Source organism: Paraburkholderia podalyriae, assembly GCF_014397785.1.
GTDB lineage: Bacteria > Pseudomonadota > Gammaproteobacteria > Burkholderiales > Burkholderiaceae > Paraburkholderia > Paraburkholderia podalyriae.
Map to the genome: position 1 here is coordinate 1 of NZ_VZQQ01000093.1, position 18,083 is coordinate 18,083.

Genomic DNA, 18,083 nt, shown 5'->3' on the forward strand with positions numbered 1-18,083 from the left:
TGCTTCGGGGAGGAGAAAGCTTTGTGTACGATTGTCGCCTTGAACGAACCGCTTCATCTCGCTCATCCTCCGCTATCGGATGAGCCATTTTAACGCGTCAAAATGGTGTTTTGACACAGTCTGGGCCGACCTCTGCCCGACGGCAATCGGCAGCAGCCGACGCAGAGCGGCCACACATCGACCGGACTAAGCGCGAACGGCCGGCGGAGGCTTACCGAAGCGAAAACGGCGGCCTCGGGCGTCGCCGACCGTCAATATGGGCTTTTGCGTATTCAACGGCAAACATGCATGCCGCGCTCTCGGATGCGAAGTAACCAAGAATGCCCAATGCTTCGCGCTTGCCGTTGCGGTGCGTGACTATCGCTGTTGCTGCGTAGCCCCCCATGGAAACTGGCGCAACGGGCATGATCGTCGATGTCTTGTATTCCACGGGTTCAGTGCATGGGATGGTGCTCCTTGTCCGCGCTCGGCGAGCCGACTGTGACGCCTCAGTTTTTGTATCCTAGGACAATTGTGCAGCGATCAAAAGGTGCAGGGCTTAACTGGCGGCAAGGATCGGCCAACGCGGCCATGGTCAACCCGCCAAAGTCGCCGTCATGCGTACGCCCAGTCGAGGGAAGCAGTCGTCGACCAGGACCATCCGGTAACGAGTTGTTGTCAGCGCACGAGCGTGTCGTCCACTACCCGCTGCCCAGCGCTATACCCTGCCATGAGCGCATCGCCTTCCGTCGCGAAAAGGCGCTGGCTATCTGCCATGAGGCGTATCGGCGCAACCATGGGGCGAGTCGCACCCTCCATGCAGATGGACACGACAGCTACAAAGCCCTTCGGAGGCAACAACCAGCCTTTCCCGGAGGCTTCCGTCACCCACTCGGGCTCTAGCTCCACGGTGACCTCAAAGCCCTGGTAGACGTAAACTCTTTTCATTGACGAACCTGACTAGCTGATCCAACCGGTCCTGAAACTGTGGAAATCCGCTGCTGGGGAGTGTATATCTCCCTACCCAGCGTGGCGACGAGGGGCACGCTACGTTGAACTTCCGTAGAGGACCCACAAGAGACAGTCGACATTCCGGTTAGCGGACTTTCGTTTGACTAAAAGCGTGACCGCGCGTCGACGGTCTTGTCATTGGCAGCGACAACGCTTCATGCCTTTTCTTTAGTTTGATTGCATTCCTACTCGTCACTTGTCTTCGATGTTGGCGCGCGCGCTCGTCGTAGCGACAAGCAATTTTGGATATCACGCCGCAGCCATCGAAACAGTTTCACCGAGATCTTTCGCCGGGTTGTCGCCACCTGTCGCCTTTTGAAACACGTATTGCACGGGCAAAGGAGGTGGCTTCCATCTCGTCGGCGGCTGCCGGTGTTTCTGGCCCACGGCCGACTGGGGCAGCATAACAAAAAGCTCGCGACAGCCGAGGCTGGGCGGGCGAAACTCGCGACAGGGTCACGCGAGCGAGGAGACACGGTGGTTGCTGGACGCGGAATCGAGCCGCGTCCTTCCATGGAATCAGGATAGACGGACGTCCCAAAGAAAACCATTCTACGAACGTTTGCTGCGGTCCTCCGCAGGTATCGTGCGCTTATACGTTTGGATAGACAGGCTTGAGTCCTGCGGTGTTGCAGCCTGCGAAAGTGGTTAGCCACACCTCGCGCATCCGCCTGATCGCTTCCTCCTGCATCTGGCTTATGCGGCTATGGCCCCTACCGTCGCCCATTCGCATGCCGTACGCAACCGTTATCGAATCTCTGAGAGCCTATACGCCCGTATATCCAAGCAACGCTAACGCAGTGCCAGTACATCCCTCCGTAGAGGCATTCCTTACTTCCGTGTGATAGCCCAATTCCGGTCGCGGCTGTAATGTAAGGCTATACCCGATGCAGTCGTGCTTTACGCCTCCAACGGTCCCCAGTCTGATCCGCAGGCGGCTTTGAGCCAAATCGAGGTTCGTCAGAACATCGCGTCGTTTGTGCTCGCGGCAACCCAGCCGCAACAGCGCCGACGTTCGATACTGAAAGCGTAGGTTGCCCGATTTGCAACGATTGGCCGCTGCGTCGAGCGCAAGGAGATGAACATGAAAAGCGTGAGTTTCCTGACACATCAGGAGATTTTCAACCACGCCGTGGAGCATCTATTCAGCCAGACGCAAGCCTCCTTGCTGCCTCGTGGCGGCGGCGCATATCAGGGTTACTGCGGCGGCTGTCCGGTCGGCAGCTTCATTAAGCCGCGCGACTACATGACGGCGATGGAAGGCGTGCCCATCCGCTGCATCGCGAAACCGCTGAAGGACGTCCCGTCTTATATGGATATCGGTGTCGCGGCGCTCAAGCGCGCGCTGCTGCGCTCGCGCATCGATGTGTCCGATCCGATGACCGTTGAATTGCTCAGTTGTCTGCAGAACGTCCACGATGTATTTGGCACATGGGAATGGAGCGAGCGGCTGGCATCAATCGCCTGTCAATTCGCCCTGTCGGCCGAGTTTCTGAACGCCGCTGCGTGAGGGTTGTAGGTGTTGTGATGTGGTGCGCAAGAGAGATTTACGAGCGCGTGAGCGCTCATCTGCTTAACCAGGGAGCCGTCTCGGAGGACGAAAACGGCTCGTGCCGGCTGCGCGGCAACAACGGCCGCAAGTGCGCGGTCGGATCGCTCATCAGCGACGAGTTCTATCACCCGGACATCGAAGGGATTGGCATTTCGTATTATCGGCACGCCGGGGACGGCAAGCTGCTGCGGGCACTCTATGCATCCAACGTGAATGCTTACGATCCGGACATCGTCGACCCGCTGTGCGAACTTGAGCAGGTTCACGACGACGCCAGCGTCGATCAATGGCCTCATCTTCTCGCCGTTCTCGGCGAGCGCTACGGGATCATCCGCGCAAAACAAGTAATTGATCGCACAGGTCATTGGCGACGAGAGCGTTCGCGAGTCGTAACGGCCGGTGACATGTGGATCGATCAAGCGCAGGGTTGGTGAAGAGTTCGACTGCGTGCGTCGCGACCTGAGTCCGTTGTCTGTGCGAATAGCAGACGTTCGAGTGTCTATGCTGGCCCGACGACGACAGGTCGTAGACGGCCGGACACAGTCCGCCTCGTCCGCGACAGCCGGCCCACCTCGACCGGTAGCGACCGTCTCGCGGCATCTTCCGCCGGGGGAACATTCCCCAACAGGCAAAAAAGATATGCGACCGGCGAACAAAATGCCGTGAAGCCCTCCGCCGCGCCAGCGCTTCGCGCCAAACCGGGCCGCCACCACCGGCCATGGCAACCGCATTTTTCGGCATTTTTGACATATTGGGGAAAACCCTATGTTTGTGGCACAATCTAAGCATTAACCCTTAGTTTTGCGCCAATGTTGAACCAGACCAATCAAGTCCACGATACGCCAATGAATTTCCACACCAGAAAATGGGTAAAGCCGGAGGACCTGAACCCGAACGGCACGCTGTTCGGCGGCAGCCTGCTGCGCTGGATCGACGAAGAAGCCGCCATTTACGCGATTTGCCAGTTGGACAATCAGCGCGTGGTTACCAAGTTCATGTCCGAGATCAATTTTGTTAGCTCGGCGCGCGAGGGCGACATCATCGAACTGGGCATGACTGCAACCCACTTCGGCCGCACGTCGATCACGCTGCGCTGTGAAGTGCGCAACAAGATCACGCGCAAGAGCATTTTGACGGTCGAGAAGATGGTGTTCGTGAATCTTGACGAAAACGGCGAGCCGGCGCCGCATGGCCGCACGCGGATTCGCTACGCGGACGAGGCGTTCGAGCGTTATCGCGCGAGCCTTGCTCCGACGACGCAGGCGGTCGTGGGCGTCGAGGAAGCTGCTGCGGGTGTCGAAGCCGACACGATGCACTGAGTCCACCCGCTGTGAAGGCGGCATGACTTGCGAGCGATGCGCGGAGCGCCCTCGTCGCGCGCCACAATAATAGAGCAGCCCGACCGGTGCAAGCTGGCCGGGCTGTTTTGCATCTGCGCAGCAGCGGCAGCCTATTGTGGTTGCCGGCCCCTTGGCAGCGGGAACGTCGCCGGATGCCGTAGATACGAGCCGAGCGCACCCCGCCTTTGCAGCACGCGCGATCTCGTCATAACGCAGCAACACTCAAGTGCCTGCGTCGACAAGCACATTCCAGAGCACGATGTATCCCGGGCTTGCGGCGCTCACTTTCCAGAATCGAACAGACGACGCTTGTATCTGTCGCGCACCTCGCGTGCGTGGCTGCAAGCGGCTCGCGGGCACTTCCAGGCGAGTCGGAGGCGAACGTGATCAGCGCGGGATCTGTCGATGTCAGCCCGTCGTCCTAGCGATTTGGACAGGAACGAAAGCGGACGCAGAACGCGATTTGTTGATGGGCAGTTCCGGGCTGCTTGATGCATTCGGCGGGGTATTTCGCCTAGACGGGTATCTCGAGACGGACATACTGAAGATTGGATTTGCCTGTGCGGCTCAGTGACGGTGGCCGAAGTTCACGGGACAATGCTTGGGCCCGGGCTATCTCGCTTGCGCAAGCTTCGTGAGAGCAGAATCCACGACGCGATTGCTATGGTAGGTCGAACGAAATCGTCGGCCACACACGCACAGACGCTGTTATTGACGCAAGTCTCAACGGCTCCATTCACTTGGTCGTGTCGCCGTCGAGCGCTCGGCCATAGACAACCGCTAGCTTTCGTTTTTTATCAGGCCAACTGCAGCGAGACTGGATTCCGCATCTGCAACCGCCGCATCATGGGCCTAACTATGCCAGCGCACGGAAACCGCCCTGCGGCTCGAAGAAGCCGAGCGACCACGACCGGACAACCTCGGCGTCCTTCAGGCGCGAACGTCCCCAGCTTTGGGCCTTTGTCCAGTCGGGCGAACCGGCTGTAACCCGGCGGCTGTCATGGCGCATCGCCCTTATGCGGCAAGCATGTGATTTGTGACCGCGACCACGATCGGGATTGAGATAAACGAGAATAATCGGGAGGCGAGAACCGTGGTTGCGGATTCAGCTTCGAAGATGCCGTGTTCTTCGGCGAACATGGTCGTGATCACGGCAGAGGGCAGGCCGACAAGCAAAACAGCCTCCTTTGCAATGACACCGGTGATCCCAAGCGCAAGCACGATGGCGAGCATGACGGCGGGACATAGCAGGTTCTTCACAAATGTGTCAAACGCGACGGCCAGCGACAGCTTCACCTTTACCTGGGCGATTATTAGCCCCGACACGAAGAGGGCAATGCCGGTCGTCCCCACACCGATCAAATTTAGCGACGAGATGACGAACTTCGGCACCTGGATATTGAGCAGGACGAGCGCAATGCCGATGAACGGCAGCCAGACACGAGGCTCGGCCAGCCCCTTCAGGATCGTCTTGACGGCCGCCTGAACCCCGCCACCGGCGTTCTTGTCCGAGTCCATCCTGAGCAGGACGTTGGTGACGGGCAGAATGAACAGCACCGGAATAAGGTTGGCGACAAGGATGGGATAGAGGCTCGAAGGACCAAACAGCCGACCAAGGATCGGAACGCCCATGAAGACCATGTCCGGGAAGATCAGCAGATTCGACCTTAGGGTCGAGATGCTCAGATTACATTTCCCCATGTAACGGACGCTGAGCAAAACGACGACATAGGGAAGCAGGAGTCCGACGACGAAGAGCAACGGAGTCCTGTAGTCCATCAGTTCCGCGCGTGGGGTCTGCAGCATCCCGGCGATGAGGAGCGGCGGCAACAGCCACGTCAGCACAAGCTTCGAAAGTTGCGCCCGGTCAGCGCTCCCAAAATATTTGCGGCGCCCTGCCCAGTATCCGAGGAACACCACGAAGGCGACGGGAATGAGTGTGGTGGCAATCGTACTTATCATTACTTTCCTTACGTGAGCAGCTCCGCGTTCGACGCCTTTGTTGACAGCTTCTTCGCTGCTCACGTCCGCCGCGATTGTAAGGGCTTTGCCGCCTGCTGCAACGATACTTGGGGCGACTTTCTGCGCGATGTCGAGGTGATAGTCGGCGGCCACGATCGCTGCGCCGACACTCGCGAGCCTGCGCGTGCACTGTCAACCTTGAACGGTGCAGTTAGCGATAGCTCAAAGGCGGACTGCCGGATCGAAGAGACGTCCACGCGCCTTTACCTGCAGTGTTGTTGAGCTCCGCAATGGTAGGGCAAGAGGTCGTGCCCCGCAGCTCAGGTTTCGCAATCGATTGTTGGCAATATCGCAACATTGAAGCGTTACCGCGCGCTCGCGAAGGTTGGGCTCTACGGTGCGTCGAATGAAGGCTTCGGCCAAACATGCGGCCTTGTTACCGATACCCAGAGCGTCAGGTGTCTGGGCGTAGCTGTCGTTTGAGCGTCCGCACGCGGCTTCGTTGAAAACGCCGAAACTGGCCGGTTTGCGGCGTCCGTTGCCCGTCAGACATCCGCATGGTCGGCATCAGACGTTCAGGATGGCCGCCAGAAAGAGCAGGGATGCAGCAAGGATCAACACGCTACGCTACGAACTGCGTGGAGTCGGACCCACTTCTCAAGTAACGTCCGCGTTGCAGCCGACGTGAGATCACGCCCTTGCATTAATAGCTGCGCGTTGGTGGGCCTGATGACGATCAATGTGAACGGCACGACACTGCCTATCAGCAGAGCGCCGAGCCGGAAGAGCCGTGACTGATCTGTGAGTTGTCACCGATCTGACCGGCCACGTCGAACGGCCGATACTGGCCGCACTGCGTCCCACGACCGAGCGCGACGATCGTCTCGGCGCGCATTTCATGCAAAAGGCATAGATCGACCCACTTCTGCCGTTGGACGCCTCATCATGTAGACGGCAGCTTCCGAGGCGCAACGGTCATCCGTGCCTCCGCGGCTGCCGGCACGCTCTCTGCGGTGCACCTACGGTCGCGGATCGCAAAGATGGTGTCTCACGGCTTGGTCCGGTGGCGTTTGCGAGCCGGAAAATTGTCGAGAGATGGGCCACGCTGACGGCACCCGCATGAAGTCTGATGGAGGGGCGCAGGGTCACGAACCAGGAGCGCCTCTGCAGCGAACCTCCGCGGCACGGTTCGGTTTGGCCTTGGCCACGGCGCCGAAGCCTCGTCGGTGGCGCGCCACGGCCCCCCGCGCCAGGCCCCACCCATTCGACGGCACAGTCCGAGTAGCGTGCAGGTCCTCACCGCTGCCCTCCGACCCAATCCCGATGGCGCTAGGTCGCCGAGGTGTATCCTGACGAGACGCTTGCGGCTGTAGAACGTTGCAGTCTATAGCGATGCGGTCGCGCGACTTGCTTTACGAGCGCAGCCGGCCCGTTAGGCGGACGGATGTTGACGTCCTCTTAACTCAATAAAAGGCAGCAGTCTGACGGCAGAGTGCGACAGATAAACGCCGATGTATGGTTCCAGCGCGATGCGTAACAGCTTTCAAGTCTTGTGGGACGATGGCGAGCGCATCTTCTGTCGAGGACGGCGCCCGGGCGATGGCGATGGCGGCGGCGACGATGTCCTGATTGCGCGGCCCGCCGCCGAACATCCACCACCCGGCATCCTCGAACGCCTCGCGCACGAATTCGGATTGAAGGACGAACTCGATGGCGGGTGGGCAGTGCGATCGCTGGAGCTGGTGCGCGAAGGCGGCCAGACCCTGCTGGTGCTTGAGGATCCGGGCGGTGACCCGCTCGCGCAGCTGCTCGGCGCGCCCATGGAGGTGGGCAGGGTTTTGCGCCTCGCCATCGGCATCGCCGCGGCGCTCGGCAAGCTCCATCAGCGCGGCCTCGTCCATAAGGACCTCAAGCCCGCCCATATCCTCGTGAATTGCGTAGACGGACACGCGCGGCTCACAGGCTTCGGCCTCGCCTCGCGGCTGCCGCGCGAACGACAGGCGCCCGCGCCGCCCGAGACCATCGCCGGCACGTTCGCCTACATGGCGCCCGAGCAGACCGGCCGGATGAACCGCTCGATCGATTCGCGCAGCGACCTCTATTCGTTTGGCGTCATGCTCTATCAGATGCTCACCGGCGCGCTGCCGTTTACGGCCGCCGACCCCATGGAATGGGTGCACTGCCATATCGCCAGAAAGCCGGTGCCGCCCAGCGAGCGGTCGGAGAGGATCCCGGTTCCGGTCTCCCAGATCGTCTTGAAGCTGCTCGCCAAGACGGCCGAGGCGCGCTACCAGACCGCGGCCGGCGTCGAGCGCGACCTGCAGCACTGCCTGGCCGATTGGGAGCGTCAGCACCGCATCGATGACTTCCCGCTGGGCGAACACGACACGCCCGACCGGCTGCTGATCCCCGAGAAACTGTACGGGCGGGCGCGCGAGGTCGAAACCCTGCTCGCGTCCTTCGACCGCGTCGTCAAAGGCGGCGCCCCGGAGTTGATACTGGTGTCCGGCTATTCCGGGATCGGCAAATCCGCGCTCGTCAATGAGCTGCACAAGGTGCTGGTGCCGTCGCGCGGGCTCTTCGCGTCCGGCAAGTTCGACCAGTACAAGCGCGACATCCCTTATTCGACGCTGGTGCAGGCGTTCCAAGGCCTGGTGCGGCCGCTGCTCGGCAAGCGCGATACCGAGCTGGCGCGCTGGCGCGACGCGTTGCTGGAGGCGCTGGGCCCGAATGCACGGCTCATGACCGACCTCATCCCCGAACTGAAGCTCATCGTCGGTGACCCACCGCCGGTCCCGGAGCTGGAGCCGCAGCAGGCGCAACGCCGTTTCCAGCTCGTGTTCGGGCGCTTCATCGGCGTCTTTGCCCGACCGGACCATCCGCTCGCGCTCTTTCTCGACGATCTGCAGTGGCTCGACGCGGCGACGCTCGACCTGCTCGAGGACCTGCTGACCCGGTCGGATCTGCAGCACCTGATGCTGATCGGCGCTTACCGCGACAATGAGGTCGATGCTCAGCATCCGCTGATGGGCAAGCTTCAGGCGATCAGGAGCACGGGCGCCAAGGTCGATGAAGTCACGCTTGCGCCGCTTGCCCGTGAGCACATAGAGCAGTTGATTGCGGATGCCCTTCACGGCGAGCCCGAGCGCGTCGCACCGCTGGCGCAGCTGGTGCATGAGAAGACCGCCGGCAACCCGTTCTTCGTGATTCAGTTTCTGCACGCACTTGCGGACGAGGATTTGCTCACCTTCGACTATGACGCGGCGTGCTGGTCCTGGAATCTCGATCGCATTTATGCCAAGGGCTACACCGACAATGTCGTCGACCTCATGGTTGGCAAGGTGACCCGCCTGCCGGCCGACACGCAGCAGGCGTTGCAGCTACTGGCCTGTCTCGGCAACACCGCCGCAATCACGATGCTTGCGATCGTTCTCGGGACTTCGGACAAGCAGGTGCATGCGGCGCTGTGGCCGGCGGTCCGTGAGGAACTGATCGAGCGCCTGGATGGTTCGTACCGATTCATCCACGACCGGGTCCAGGAAGCCGCCCATTCGCAGATCCCGGAAGCATCCCGCGCCGAGGTCCACCTCCGGATCGGTCGCTTGCTCGCGGCGCACACACCTCCCGGGAAGCGGGAGGAGGCGATCTTCGACATCGTCAGTCAGCTCAACCGCGGCGCCGCGCTGATCACCGAGCAGGAGGAAGGGGACCAACTCGCCGAGTTCAACCTGATCGCGGGCAAGCGCGCCAAGGGGGCCACCGCCTACGCCGCGGCGCTCGCCTATCTCGTCGCGGGTGGGGCGCAGTTGGCGGAGGATTGCTGGGCGCGACGGCATGAGCTGATCTTTGCGCTGGAGCTGAACCGGGCCGAATGCGAATTCCTCACCGGCCAGTTATCGGTCGCCGACGAGCGATTGGCGGCGCTGTCGACTCGTGCCACGACAACGGTCGAACAAGCGATGGTCGCGTGCTCGCACATTGATGTCTGCGCGACCCTCGATCAGAGCGGCCGCGCGGTCGCTGTGGGTCTCGACTACCTCCGGCATGTCGGTATCGGGTGGTCCCTCCATCCGAAAGAGGACGCGGTGCGACGCGAATACAAGCGCATCGGGTCACTGCTCGGGGGCCGGACCATCGAGGAACTCATCGATTTGCCCCCGATGGAGGATCCGGCGACGCTTGCGACCGTCGAGGTTCTGGGTAAGCTCGTGCCGTCGGCCTTGTCTACGGATGCGAACCTGGCTTCCCTGACGACCTGCAAGGCGGTCAGTCTCAGCCTCGAGCGTGGCAACTGCGATGCTTCATGTGTCGCCTATGTTAGGCTCGGCATGGTCGCCGGACCGCGTTTCGGCGACTACCAAACCGGATTTCGTTTCGGCCAGCTCGGCTACGAGCTCGTCGAGCGCCGCGGGCTAAAACGCTTCGAGGCGAGCACCTATCTTTGCTTCGCGCTTTTCGTCGTGCCCTGGATGAAACACGCGCGGGCTTGCCGCGATCTGCTGCGCCGAGCGTTCGAAGCGGCGAACCGGATCGGAGACCTCACGCATGGGGCCTACACGTGCAGCCTTCTCAACTCGGACCTGCTCTTCGCCGGCGCACCGCTGCCGGAGGTGCAAGGCGAAGCCGAACACGGCCTCGCATTCGCCGAGAAGGCGCGGTTTGGCCTTGTCATTGACATTATCACCACGCAACTCGCGCTGGTCTGGATGCTGCGCGGCTTGACGCTGAAATTCGGCTGCCTTGACGACGCGCAATTCAATGAGCTTCGTATCGAACAGCATTTGTCCAGCAATCCGGCCTTGAAGCTCGCTGCGTGTTGGTACTGGATCCGGAAATTGCAGGCGCGCTATATGGCCGGCGACTATGCGGCGGCCATCGACGCCGCATCGAAGGCGCAACGGCTGCTCTGGACCTCAACCTCAAACCTTGAGGAAGCCGACTATCACTTTTACGCCGCACTGGCCCGAGCCGCCTGGTGCGACACCGTACCGGCCAACGAGCGGCGGCCGCACCTGGACGCTGTGGCTGAGCATCACAGGCAACTGGAGATCTGGGCGGAAAACTGTCCAGAGAATTTCGAGAACCGCGCCGCGCTGGTCGGTGCCGAGCTCGCCCGCCTTGAGGGGCGCAATTTCGATGCTGAGCGTCTGTACGAACAGGCGATTCACTCGGCCCAGGCAAACGGCTTCGTTCACAATGAGGCTCTCGCCAATGAACTCGCGTCCCGCTTCTACGCGGCACACGGTTTTGAGAAAATTGCCCGTGTGTATTTGCAGGACGCCTGCTACTGCTACCTGCGTTGGGGAGCCGACGGGAAGGTACGGCAACTTGAGGAGAGGTATCCGCACCTTAGGACTGAAAAGTCCGCGCCCGCCCCGACGAGCACAATCGCGACGACGGTTGAACACCTCGACCTCGCCACTGTGATCAGGGTGTCGCAGGCTGTGTCGGGCGAGATCGTGCTGGAGAAGCTGATCAAGACGCTCATGCGCACGGCGATTGAACAGGCCGGCGCCGAACGCGGCCTGTTGATTCTGTCGGACGGCGGCGAACACCGGATAGCAGCGGAAGCGACGAGCGGCGGCGACGCGACCCAGTTGCAGCTGCGCGATGTGCCGGTGAGCGCGGCGATGCTGCCGGAGTCGGTCCTCTACCACGTCCTGCGCACCCGCGAGAGTGTCATTCTCGACGAGGCCGTGGCCGAGCCCCCGTTTGCCACCGATCCTTACATCCGTCAGCAACGTGCCCGTTCGATTCTCTGCCTGCCCCTGATGAATCAGGCCAGGCTGACCGGCGCGCTCTACCTCGAAAACAATCTGACTACCTGCGTGTTCAGCCCGGCCCGGATCGCCGTGCTGAGGCTGGTGGCCGCGCAGGCGGCGATCGCGCTGGAGAATGCCCGTTTGTACCGCGACCTCGCCGGACGCGAAGCCAAAGTCCGCCGCCTCGTCGATGCCAACATCATCGGGATCATCGTCTGGAATACCGATGGTGACATTCTTGAGGCCAACGACGCATTTCTTCGGATGGTGGGATACGAGCGCGAAGATCTTGTTGCAGGTCGCGTACGCTGGGCAGACCTGACGCCGCCGGAATGGCGCGAAAGCACCGAACAGGCCCTGGCAGCGGTCGGGGAGATGGGGCGCTCTCAGCCCTACGAGAAGGAGTACCTCAGGAAGGATGGCAGCCGCGTGCCCGTCATGATCGGTGGGGCCAGTATCGAAGCAGGTGGGAAGGAAGGTGTCGCGTTCGTGCTCGATCTGACCGAGCGCAAGCGGGCGGAAGAGGCGCTGCGGCAGAGCGAGGAGCAATGGAAGGCCGTCTTCGAGAACAACCCGACCATGTTCTTCATGGTGGATGCGGCCGGCATCATCCTGTCCGTGAACCTCCTTGGTGCCGAGCAGCTTGGCTACACGGCCGACGAATTGACCGGTTCTCCCGTGCAGAACCTGTTTCTCGAGGCGGACCGGGAGGCCGTCCAGAGGAATACCGCCCTTTGTCTCGAACAACTCGGCCGACCGATGAGCTGGGAACTGCGCAAGGTCCGCAAGGATGGCGCGGTGCTCTGGGTTCGCGAGACGGCCAGAACGATGTTGATCAAGAAGCGACCGGTCGTATTGATCGTGTGCGAGGACATCACCGAGGCCAAGCGCGCAGCGGAGGCTTTGCGTGAGGTGCAGATCGAGCTGGCACACGCGAACCGCGTGGCCACCATGGGCCAGCTCGCGGCCTCGATCGCCCATGAGGTCAACCAGCCGATCGCCGCGACGGTCACTAACGCCCAAGCGGCGCTGCGCTGGCTGAGCGCGCAGCCTCTTGACGCGGATAAGGTCCGGCAGGCGCTCGGCCGTATCGTGAAAGACGCCAATCGTGCGGAGGACGTCATCGGCCGGATTCGTGAGCTGATCAGGAAGGCGCCACCACGGAAGGAACGGATGGACCTCAACGAGGCGATCCGCGAGGTGATCGAGCTCACGCGTGGCGAAGCAACGAAGCGCGGCGCCTCGGTGCAGACGCAACTCGCGGGGGGCTTGCCGCATATCGAAGGCGACCGGGTGCAACTGCAACAAGTCCTCCTCAATCTGGTCATCAACGCGATCGAGGCGATGAGCGGCGTCAGCGATGGCGCACGAGAAATAATAGTCACCACCGGGACAGCCGACGCTGGCTGCGTGCTCGTGGCGGTGCTCGATTCGGGGCCGGGTTTTGCCGCGGACAGCGCCGAACACGTTTTCGCCCCGTTCTACACAACGAAGTCCGCCGGTTTGGGGATGGGACTGTCAATCTGCCGTTCGATCATCGAAGCACACGGCGGCCGATTGTGGGCGAGCGCGAACGTGCCGCGCGGCGCTGTCTTTCAGTTCACCGTGCCGGTTTATCCAGAACTTTTATCGTGATTGCACGCAGCACGAGCACTTTTCTGGCGGTTGCGGTCCGCGAGCCGGCTGAGCCGGCGATGCGGCAGCTATGGTCGATCGGCCAGCGTCCGCTGTCTGGCTCGAAGCCGACTTTGCAATGTCCGCCGCGGCGCGCCTACGAGTGTCTCAAGATGGCCGATAGTGTACGAAGATGATCGTTTCTTGGAGGCACCCCTGTTTGACAGACACGGAACCGATACACTTTGGCATCCCTAGGACAACACAAAATACAATGATCAATGACAACACCATCGTGATCGACGCCCTGGCACTGATGGAAGAGACTCTGCACCGCCTTGCAGGCATGATTGACCCGCCGCAAATGACGGATATCTACCCCGGAAGACGTGCGCCCCGCTATGCGAAACAGGGAGTAAAGCAGGTAATCGTCCCGAAAATGGCCCGCGTCGTTAGTACCTCGCGCGCTGCGATTATGCTGCTTGAGGCCAGCTATCTAATCGAGCATGCCGCACTGGTGAGAATGGTCGAGGAAACTGTCGAGGACATTATGTTCTTGGCGCGAGGCCTTGAGCTCGGCTTACAGCCGGAACACCACGAATACCTAGCGTCGTTCTATCCCGAATACTACAAAAGCGTGCGGTCGTCGGGGATTCCGGACCTCAATGAGCGGCCGGAATTCAAGCGCTGGAAGCTGCGAAAATATATCGATGCGATGTATGCAGGGGGACCGGTTTTACCGGACGGCGAGACGGTGGGCAGTCTGATCAAGAGAACATACGCGGTCAACTCCGGCTATGTCCATGGGAACTGCTCGCAACTGATGGAGCTGTACGGAGGGAATCCGCCGGGGTATCACGTATCCGGCGTTCCACACCCGTCCGCCCCGGCTGCCTTCGCCAAATACTTGCGCCATAGCATCGAAATGGCCGTGGTCTCGTTCGCTGCCGCAGCGAATGGCTTCGGCGATCACGAGTCGGCCGGGCGCATTGTTCGATTCGCCGTGCGCCAAGGCATCGTGAGCGCGCAGTCCGCTGCAGGCGCCCCGCGAGGGCAAGAGCCTACGGCCGATTGAATCAAGCCCGGCGCGATACGCGGACCGCGCTGATAAGCGAATGTAAGTGGAGTGGCTTAATATTCGACGGTTGCAATCACGCCAAAGTCGGGAATGACCGAACAGCAAAAACCCAAGCGCCGCCACCATCACGTATGGCAACTATATCTGAGGCCGTGGACCACCCGCGGCAGCATCTGGTGTCTGCAAAATGATCGGGTCTTTCCTACGGGTACGACACGCGTCGCAGTTGAGAAGGACTTTTACAAATTCCAGAAGCTCACCGCCGCTGATGAGCAAATGGTGCAATTGATGTTCGAAAAGTCCCATCCGTCCGCGCAGCGGAGCTTCCAGTCACTGGTGGACAAGCTAATGTCTCCTTTTCGCGAGGTCGAGGCGATTCCCGGAGCCGCCGAGAGCAAATCAATAACAAGGTTGCTGGATGGCTATGCCTCGAACGTATTGGAGGAGCTCCACTCAGATGTCGAGGCTCGGTTCATCCCTCTACTGAAATGCGCCCTTGATGGCGATATCAGTTTTTATGATGACAAACGCTGCATCGCGTTCCTTGATTTTCTGACTAAGCAACATATGCGGACCAAAGGAATCACGGAACGTGTTGCTGCCACTATCAAGCCAATGGGAGACGCCGATATACGACGTGCATGGAGCATGTTGAGCTTTATGTTTGCACAGAATGTCGGCGCTTCACTTTATCGTGAGCGGAAACGCAGAAGGCTCGCGTTGTTGCGCAATCACTCGAATATACCTTTCATCACTGGCGACCAACCCGTGATAAACCTGCGACCGATGGAAACTCAGACCGTAATGATCTTTTACCCCTTGTCGCCCAAGCTTGCGCTGTGGCTTGGCGAAGTTGATGAAGCCTGTCCATTTCTCGACAATGGGCTATCTGCCGAGCAGGTCGCGTTGCTGAACCTAAGAGTGGTCGAGGCGTCCTATCAGCAGATTTTCGCGAACGAACCTGCCGTCCTTGAATTTATCGCGCGCCCCCCCGCTCGCCAACACTTCGATACGCGTCACTGGCCCCGTGGTGTCCCCCCGAAGCGCTCGTTGACCCGTGGAGCGGGCAGCGTCACCCCACCACAATGCGCCCGCGTGTGTCGCTGACGCCGTAGCCCCCGCACGTTTGTCTGTCGATCGTCAACGATCTGAGTCTTCGTGTTGAAGGTCCGTTCCTGGCCGAACTCGGTCCGACGCCGATCGGTCCCACCGGGGACAGCCGCCGCCTTCCTAGCAGCGGGCGACACGAACGACTGCGGGGCTGTCGCTACAGCCCGCCGGGCATCCGTTGCAAAACCAACCTTGGCGCTCGTCGCGACCCAATTCGCCCTAAATGTACTGCGTGCGTTGCCGTTATACAGTCGTTTGCCACGGCTCGCGGCTCCTCCCTGTAACGGCTTACTATGCTGGTTCGCAACGATTTGCATGACGGCGTTGTTCCGCCTACCGTACCCACGGTCGACGAATTAGCAACGAAAACGGCCAACACCGAATGTCAGGCGTTGGTAAGGCTTGCGCGGGCTCATTTCGGCGTCACAACTTCTCTCGTCACCTTATCGACCCCCTTGGGGCAAAGGCCAAAAGCAGTGGACGGCGTCTTGCCTGACGCGCTGCCTCCGGACCTGACAGGTGTGTCGTCACAAGCATGCTCAATGATGGACAGGATGGTCATCGTGCCGGATACGCACGACGACGAGCGCTTTCGCGGCGGGCCTTCCGATCTCACGGTGCGATTGCCACGCTTCTACGCTGCCTGTGCGCTGACGGACGCCACCGGACGTCATCTTGGCGCGCTATACCTGCTGGATGATTTGCCCCGCACGCTAGATGACGCGCAACGGAGGTTTCTGTACGAACTGGCCGGGGTGATCGCCCGCGGGCTTGAACGTACGGATGTGCTCACGGACCTAAGCGACCGCGTGAAAGCACTGGAGGAACGCGCGGAACTGATGACGCTGGCGCTTGACGGCAGCGGAACCGGCGTCTGGGACCGCAATGTTGCCACCGGCGAAATTCATTACTCGCCTGCATGGAAAGCGATCCTCGGCTACGAGTCCCACGAGCTTGGCAACAGGATCGAAGACGCCTATCTGCGTTTGCATCCAGACGACCTTGCTTACGTCAGCGCAGCGATGCAGGCGCACTTTGAAAGCAGATCCGACAGCTACGCGGTCGAGCACCGGATCCGATGCAAGGACGGCAGCTACAAGTGGATCTGCAGCCGCGGCAAGGTGGTCGAGCGCGACGGCAACGGGCGAGCGCTGCGCATGGTCGGTACGACGACCGATATTACAGCGTTGCGGGAAACGGCCGAGCAGCTCCAGCAGTCCGTCGAACTGGTCACGAACCTGACCGACGAGGTGCCGGGCCTCGTCTTCCAATACAGGTGGATGCCCGATGGACGCTCCTTCTTCTCCTATGCAAGCGACGGTATCCGCGACATTTTCGAATTGATGCCACAGCAGCTCGCGACGACCGCAGAAGCCATCGACGCACTGGTCGATCGGCGTGATCTGGCCGCGTACCGCCAGTCGCTTAGGCAATCTGCCGCAAGCCTATCGCCGTGGCACCTCGAATTTCGCGTGCAACTGCCGCGACAAGGCTTGCGCTGGCGGCAAGGGGATGCGCGGCCGCAACGGCTGGCTGACGGCAGCACATTGTGGCACGGCTTCATCACGGACGTGACCGAGCGCAAGCAGATCGAGGCTGAACTGCAGGAACTCGCGACTATCGACTTCCTCACGCAGTTGCCTAATCGCCGGTACTTCATGAAGCAGAGCGAGGCCGAGTTGGCGCGCATCCGCAGCACCGACAACGACGTGGCCGCGATTGTGATGTTTGATCTGGACTACTTCAAGGCGCTCAACGACCGATGGGGGCATGCAGTTGGCGACCTTGCGCTCGCGCATTTCGCCATGCTTCTACGTGCCGAAACGCGGGTCGGTGACATCGTTGGGCGCCTGGGCGGCGAGGAATTTGCAATGGTGCTGCCGAATACGGGTCTCGACGCTGCAATCAAGGTCGCCCGTCGCGTCCAGCAGCGTGCATTTCGAACCCCCTTGATTCATGGCGACGTGCGCATCGAGCTGTCCGTCAGTATTGGCGTCGACATTATGCGAACGACCGATGCAGGCATCCACCAGCCGTTGTCGCGTAGCGACAAGGCCCTGTATCGAGCAAAGGAGCGGGGCCGCAATCGAATCGAGGTTTCTCTGGACTAGCTCAGCCTGCGGCGCGTTCCGATAAATACCTTATGCGCGATGCAATGGTCCGCCATGTCCATTTATGGATCAACCGGTCCGATTACGAACTTCCGTAGACGACCCGTCTCGGACATCCATAGTCGGTCGCCGGGCGGCCGGTTCAAGACCCAAAGCCGTCGCTTGGGATACCTCTCTCACCGGCACCACCGCCTCTTCAAGATCGGGCCGGCCGACGTCCGCGCGCTGTTGTTGCTGGGTTGTGTGGCGATTGCGGTGACACTGCTTGCGTCGTACCTCTGAGTGCTGGCCGAACCTGCAATTCTGGGGCCGCAACGGGTTATTCCCCCGATCCGCTATCGCCGATCACGGGAATAGTGAACTGAAAGGTCGCGCCGTATCCGGCATTGTTCTCTGCCCACACCCGCCCACCGTGGGCATCGATAATCGAACGGCAAATAGAAAGCCCCACACCCATACCTTCGGGCTTCGTAGTGAAGAACGGTTCGAATAGCCGATCGGCGTGCTGCAGGTCAATTCCTGTCCCGGAATCTTGCACCGAGACGATCACATAGCCGTCGTCGC

At 60.8% G+C, this 18,083-nt stretch carries 10 protein-coding genes and 1 pseudogene; 7 read left to right on the forward strand and 4 right to left on the reverse strand.

From position 1 onward, the window contains the following. Window positions 1–657: 657 nt before the first annotated feature. Window positions 658–927: a hypothetical protein gene (locus F6X42_RS39000; RefSeq protein WP_187639178.1), complete on the reverse strand. Its 270-nt coding sequence runs from the start codon at window positions 925–927 to the stop codon at window positions 658–660. 1,147 nt (window positions 928–2,074) lie between these two features. Between F6X42_RS39000 and F6X42_RS39005 the strand changes: the two genes are divergently transcribed. The 3 genes from F6X42_RS39005 to F6X42_RS39015 all read left to right on the forward strand — a co-directional run bounded on the left by F6X42_RS39005 (window position 2,075) and on the right by F6X42_RS39015 (window position 3,861). After that, window positions 2,075–2,500: a hypothetical protein gene (locus F6X42_RS39005; protein ID WP_187639179.1), complete on the forward strand. Its 426-nt coding sequence runs from the start codon at window positions 2,075–2,077 to the stop codon at window positions 2,498–2,500. 47 nt (window positions 2,501–2,547) lie between these two features. Further along, window positions 2,548–2,976, forward strand: coding sequence for a hypothetical protein (locus F6X42_RS39010; RefSeq protein WP_312893004.1), 429 nt, complete (start codon window positions 2,548–2,550; stop codon window positions 2,974–2,976). Window positions 2,977–3,387: 411 nt separating this feature from the next. Further along, window positions 3,388–3,861: an acyl-CoA thioesterase gene (locus tag F6X42_RS39015; protein ID WP_187639180.1), complete on the forward strand. Its 474-nt coding sequence runs from the start codon at window positions 3,388–3,390 to the stop codon at window positions 3,859–3,861. 1,035 nt (window positions 3,862–4,896) lie between these two features. On the opposite strand, the gene F6X42_RS39020 is transcribed toward F6X42_RS39015, so the two are convergent. After that, window positions 4,897–5,997 (reverse strand): AEC family transporter, encoded by a 1,101-nt coding sequence (locus F6X42_RS39020; RefSeq protein WP_187639181.1) that lies wholly within the window; start codon window positions 5,995–5,997, stop codon window positions 4,897–4,899. A 461-nt stretch (window positions 5,998–6,458) separates the two neighbouring features. After that, window positions 6,459–6,629: pseudogene (locus tag F6X42_RS46155) on the reverse strand (anthrone oxygenase family protein); the annotation flags it as partial. A gap of 744 nt (window positions 6,630–7,373) precedes the next feature. Here F6X42_RS46155 and F6X42_RS39030 point away from each other — a divergent pair. The 4 genes from F6X42_RS39030 to F6X42_RS39045 all read left to right on the forward strand — a co-directional run bounded on the left by F6X42_RS39030 (window position 7,374) and on the right by F6X42_RS39045 (window position 17,519). Further along, on the forward strand, window positions 7,374–13,241 hold the full coding sequence (locus F6X42_RS39030; protein ID WP_246530475.1) for an ATP-binding sensor histidine kinase: 5,868 nt from the start codon (window positions 7,374–7,376) through the stop codon (window positions 13,239–13,241). A 253-nt stretch (window positions 13,242–13,494) separates the two neighbouring features. Then, window positions 13,495–14,295: a hypothetical protein gene (locus tag F6X42_RS39035; RefSeq protein ID WP_187639183.1), complete on the forward strand. Its 801-nt coding sequence runs from the start codon at window positions 13,495–13,497 to the stop codon at window positions 14,293–14,295. Window positions 14,296–14,388: 93 nt separating this feature from the next. Further along, window positions 14,389–15,405, forward strand: a complete 1,017-nt coding sequence (locus tag F6X42_RS39040) for a DUF4238 domain-containing protein (protein WP_187639184.1) — start codon at window positions 14,389–14,391, stop codon at window positions 15,403–15,405. 296 nt (window positions 15,406–15,701) lie between these two features. Then, window positions 15,702–17,519, forward strand: a complete 1,818-nt coding sequence (locus tag F6X42_RS39045) for a sensor domain-containing diguanylate cyclase (protein ID WP_187639185.1) — start codon at window positions 15,702–15,704, stop codon at window positions 17,517–17,519. A 319-nt stretch (window positions 17,520–17,838) separates the two neighbouring features. On the opposite strand, the gene F6X42_RS39050 is transcribed toward F6X42_RS39045, so the two are convergent. Beyond that, window positions 17,839–18,083, reverse strand: a 245-nt coding sequence (locus F6X42_RS39050; protein WP_246530476.1) for an ATP-binding protein, incomplete at its 5' end; no start/stop codon positions are given.

What these genes read in the sequence shown, in the direction of transcription:
- F6X42_RS39000 (WP_187639178.1), bottom strand. Translation starts at nt 927, where the DNA reads ATGAAAAGAGTTTACGTCTACCAGGGCTTTGAGGTCACCGTGGAGCTA.
- F6X42_RS39005 (WP_187639179.1), top strand. Translation starts at nt 2,075, where the DNA reads ATGAAAAGCGTGAGTTTCCTGACACATCAGGAGATTTTCAACCACGCC.
- F6X42_RS39015 (WP_187639180.1), top strand. Translation starts at nt 3,388, where the DNA reads ATGAATTTCCACACCAGAAAATGGGTAAAGCCGGAGGACCTGAACCCG.
- F6X42_RS39030 (WP_246530475.1), top strand. Translation starts at nt 7,374, where the DNA reads ATGCGTAACAGCTTTCAAGTCTTGTGGGACGATGGCGAGCGCATCTTC.
- F6X42_RS39035 (WP_187639183.1), top strand. Translation starts at nt 13,495, where the DNA reads ATGATCAATGACAACACCATCGTGATCGACGCCCTGGCACTGATGGAA.
- F6X42_RS39040 (WP_187639184.1), top strand. Translation starts at nt 14,389, where the DNA reads ATGACCGAACAGCAAAAACCCAAGCGCCGCCACCATCACGTATGGCAA.
- F6X42_RS39045 (WP_187639185.1), top strand. Translation starts at nt 15,702, where the DNA reads ATGCTGGTTCGCAACGATTTGCATGACGGCGTTGTTCCGCCTACCGTA.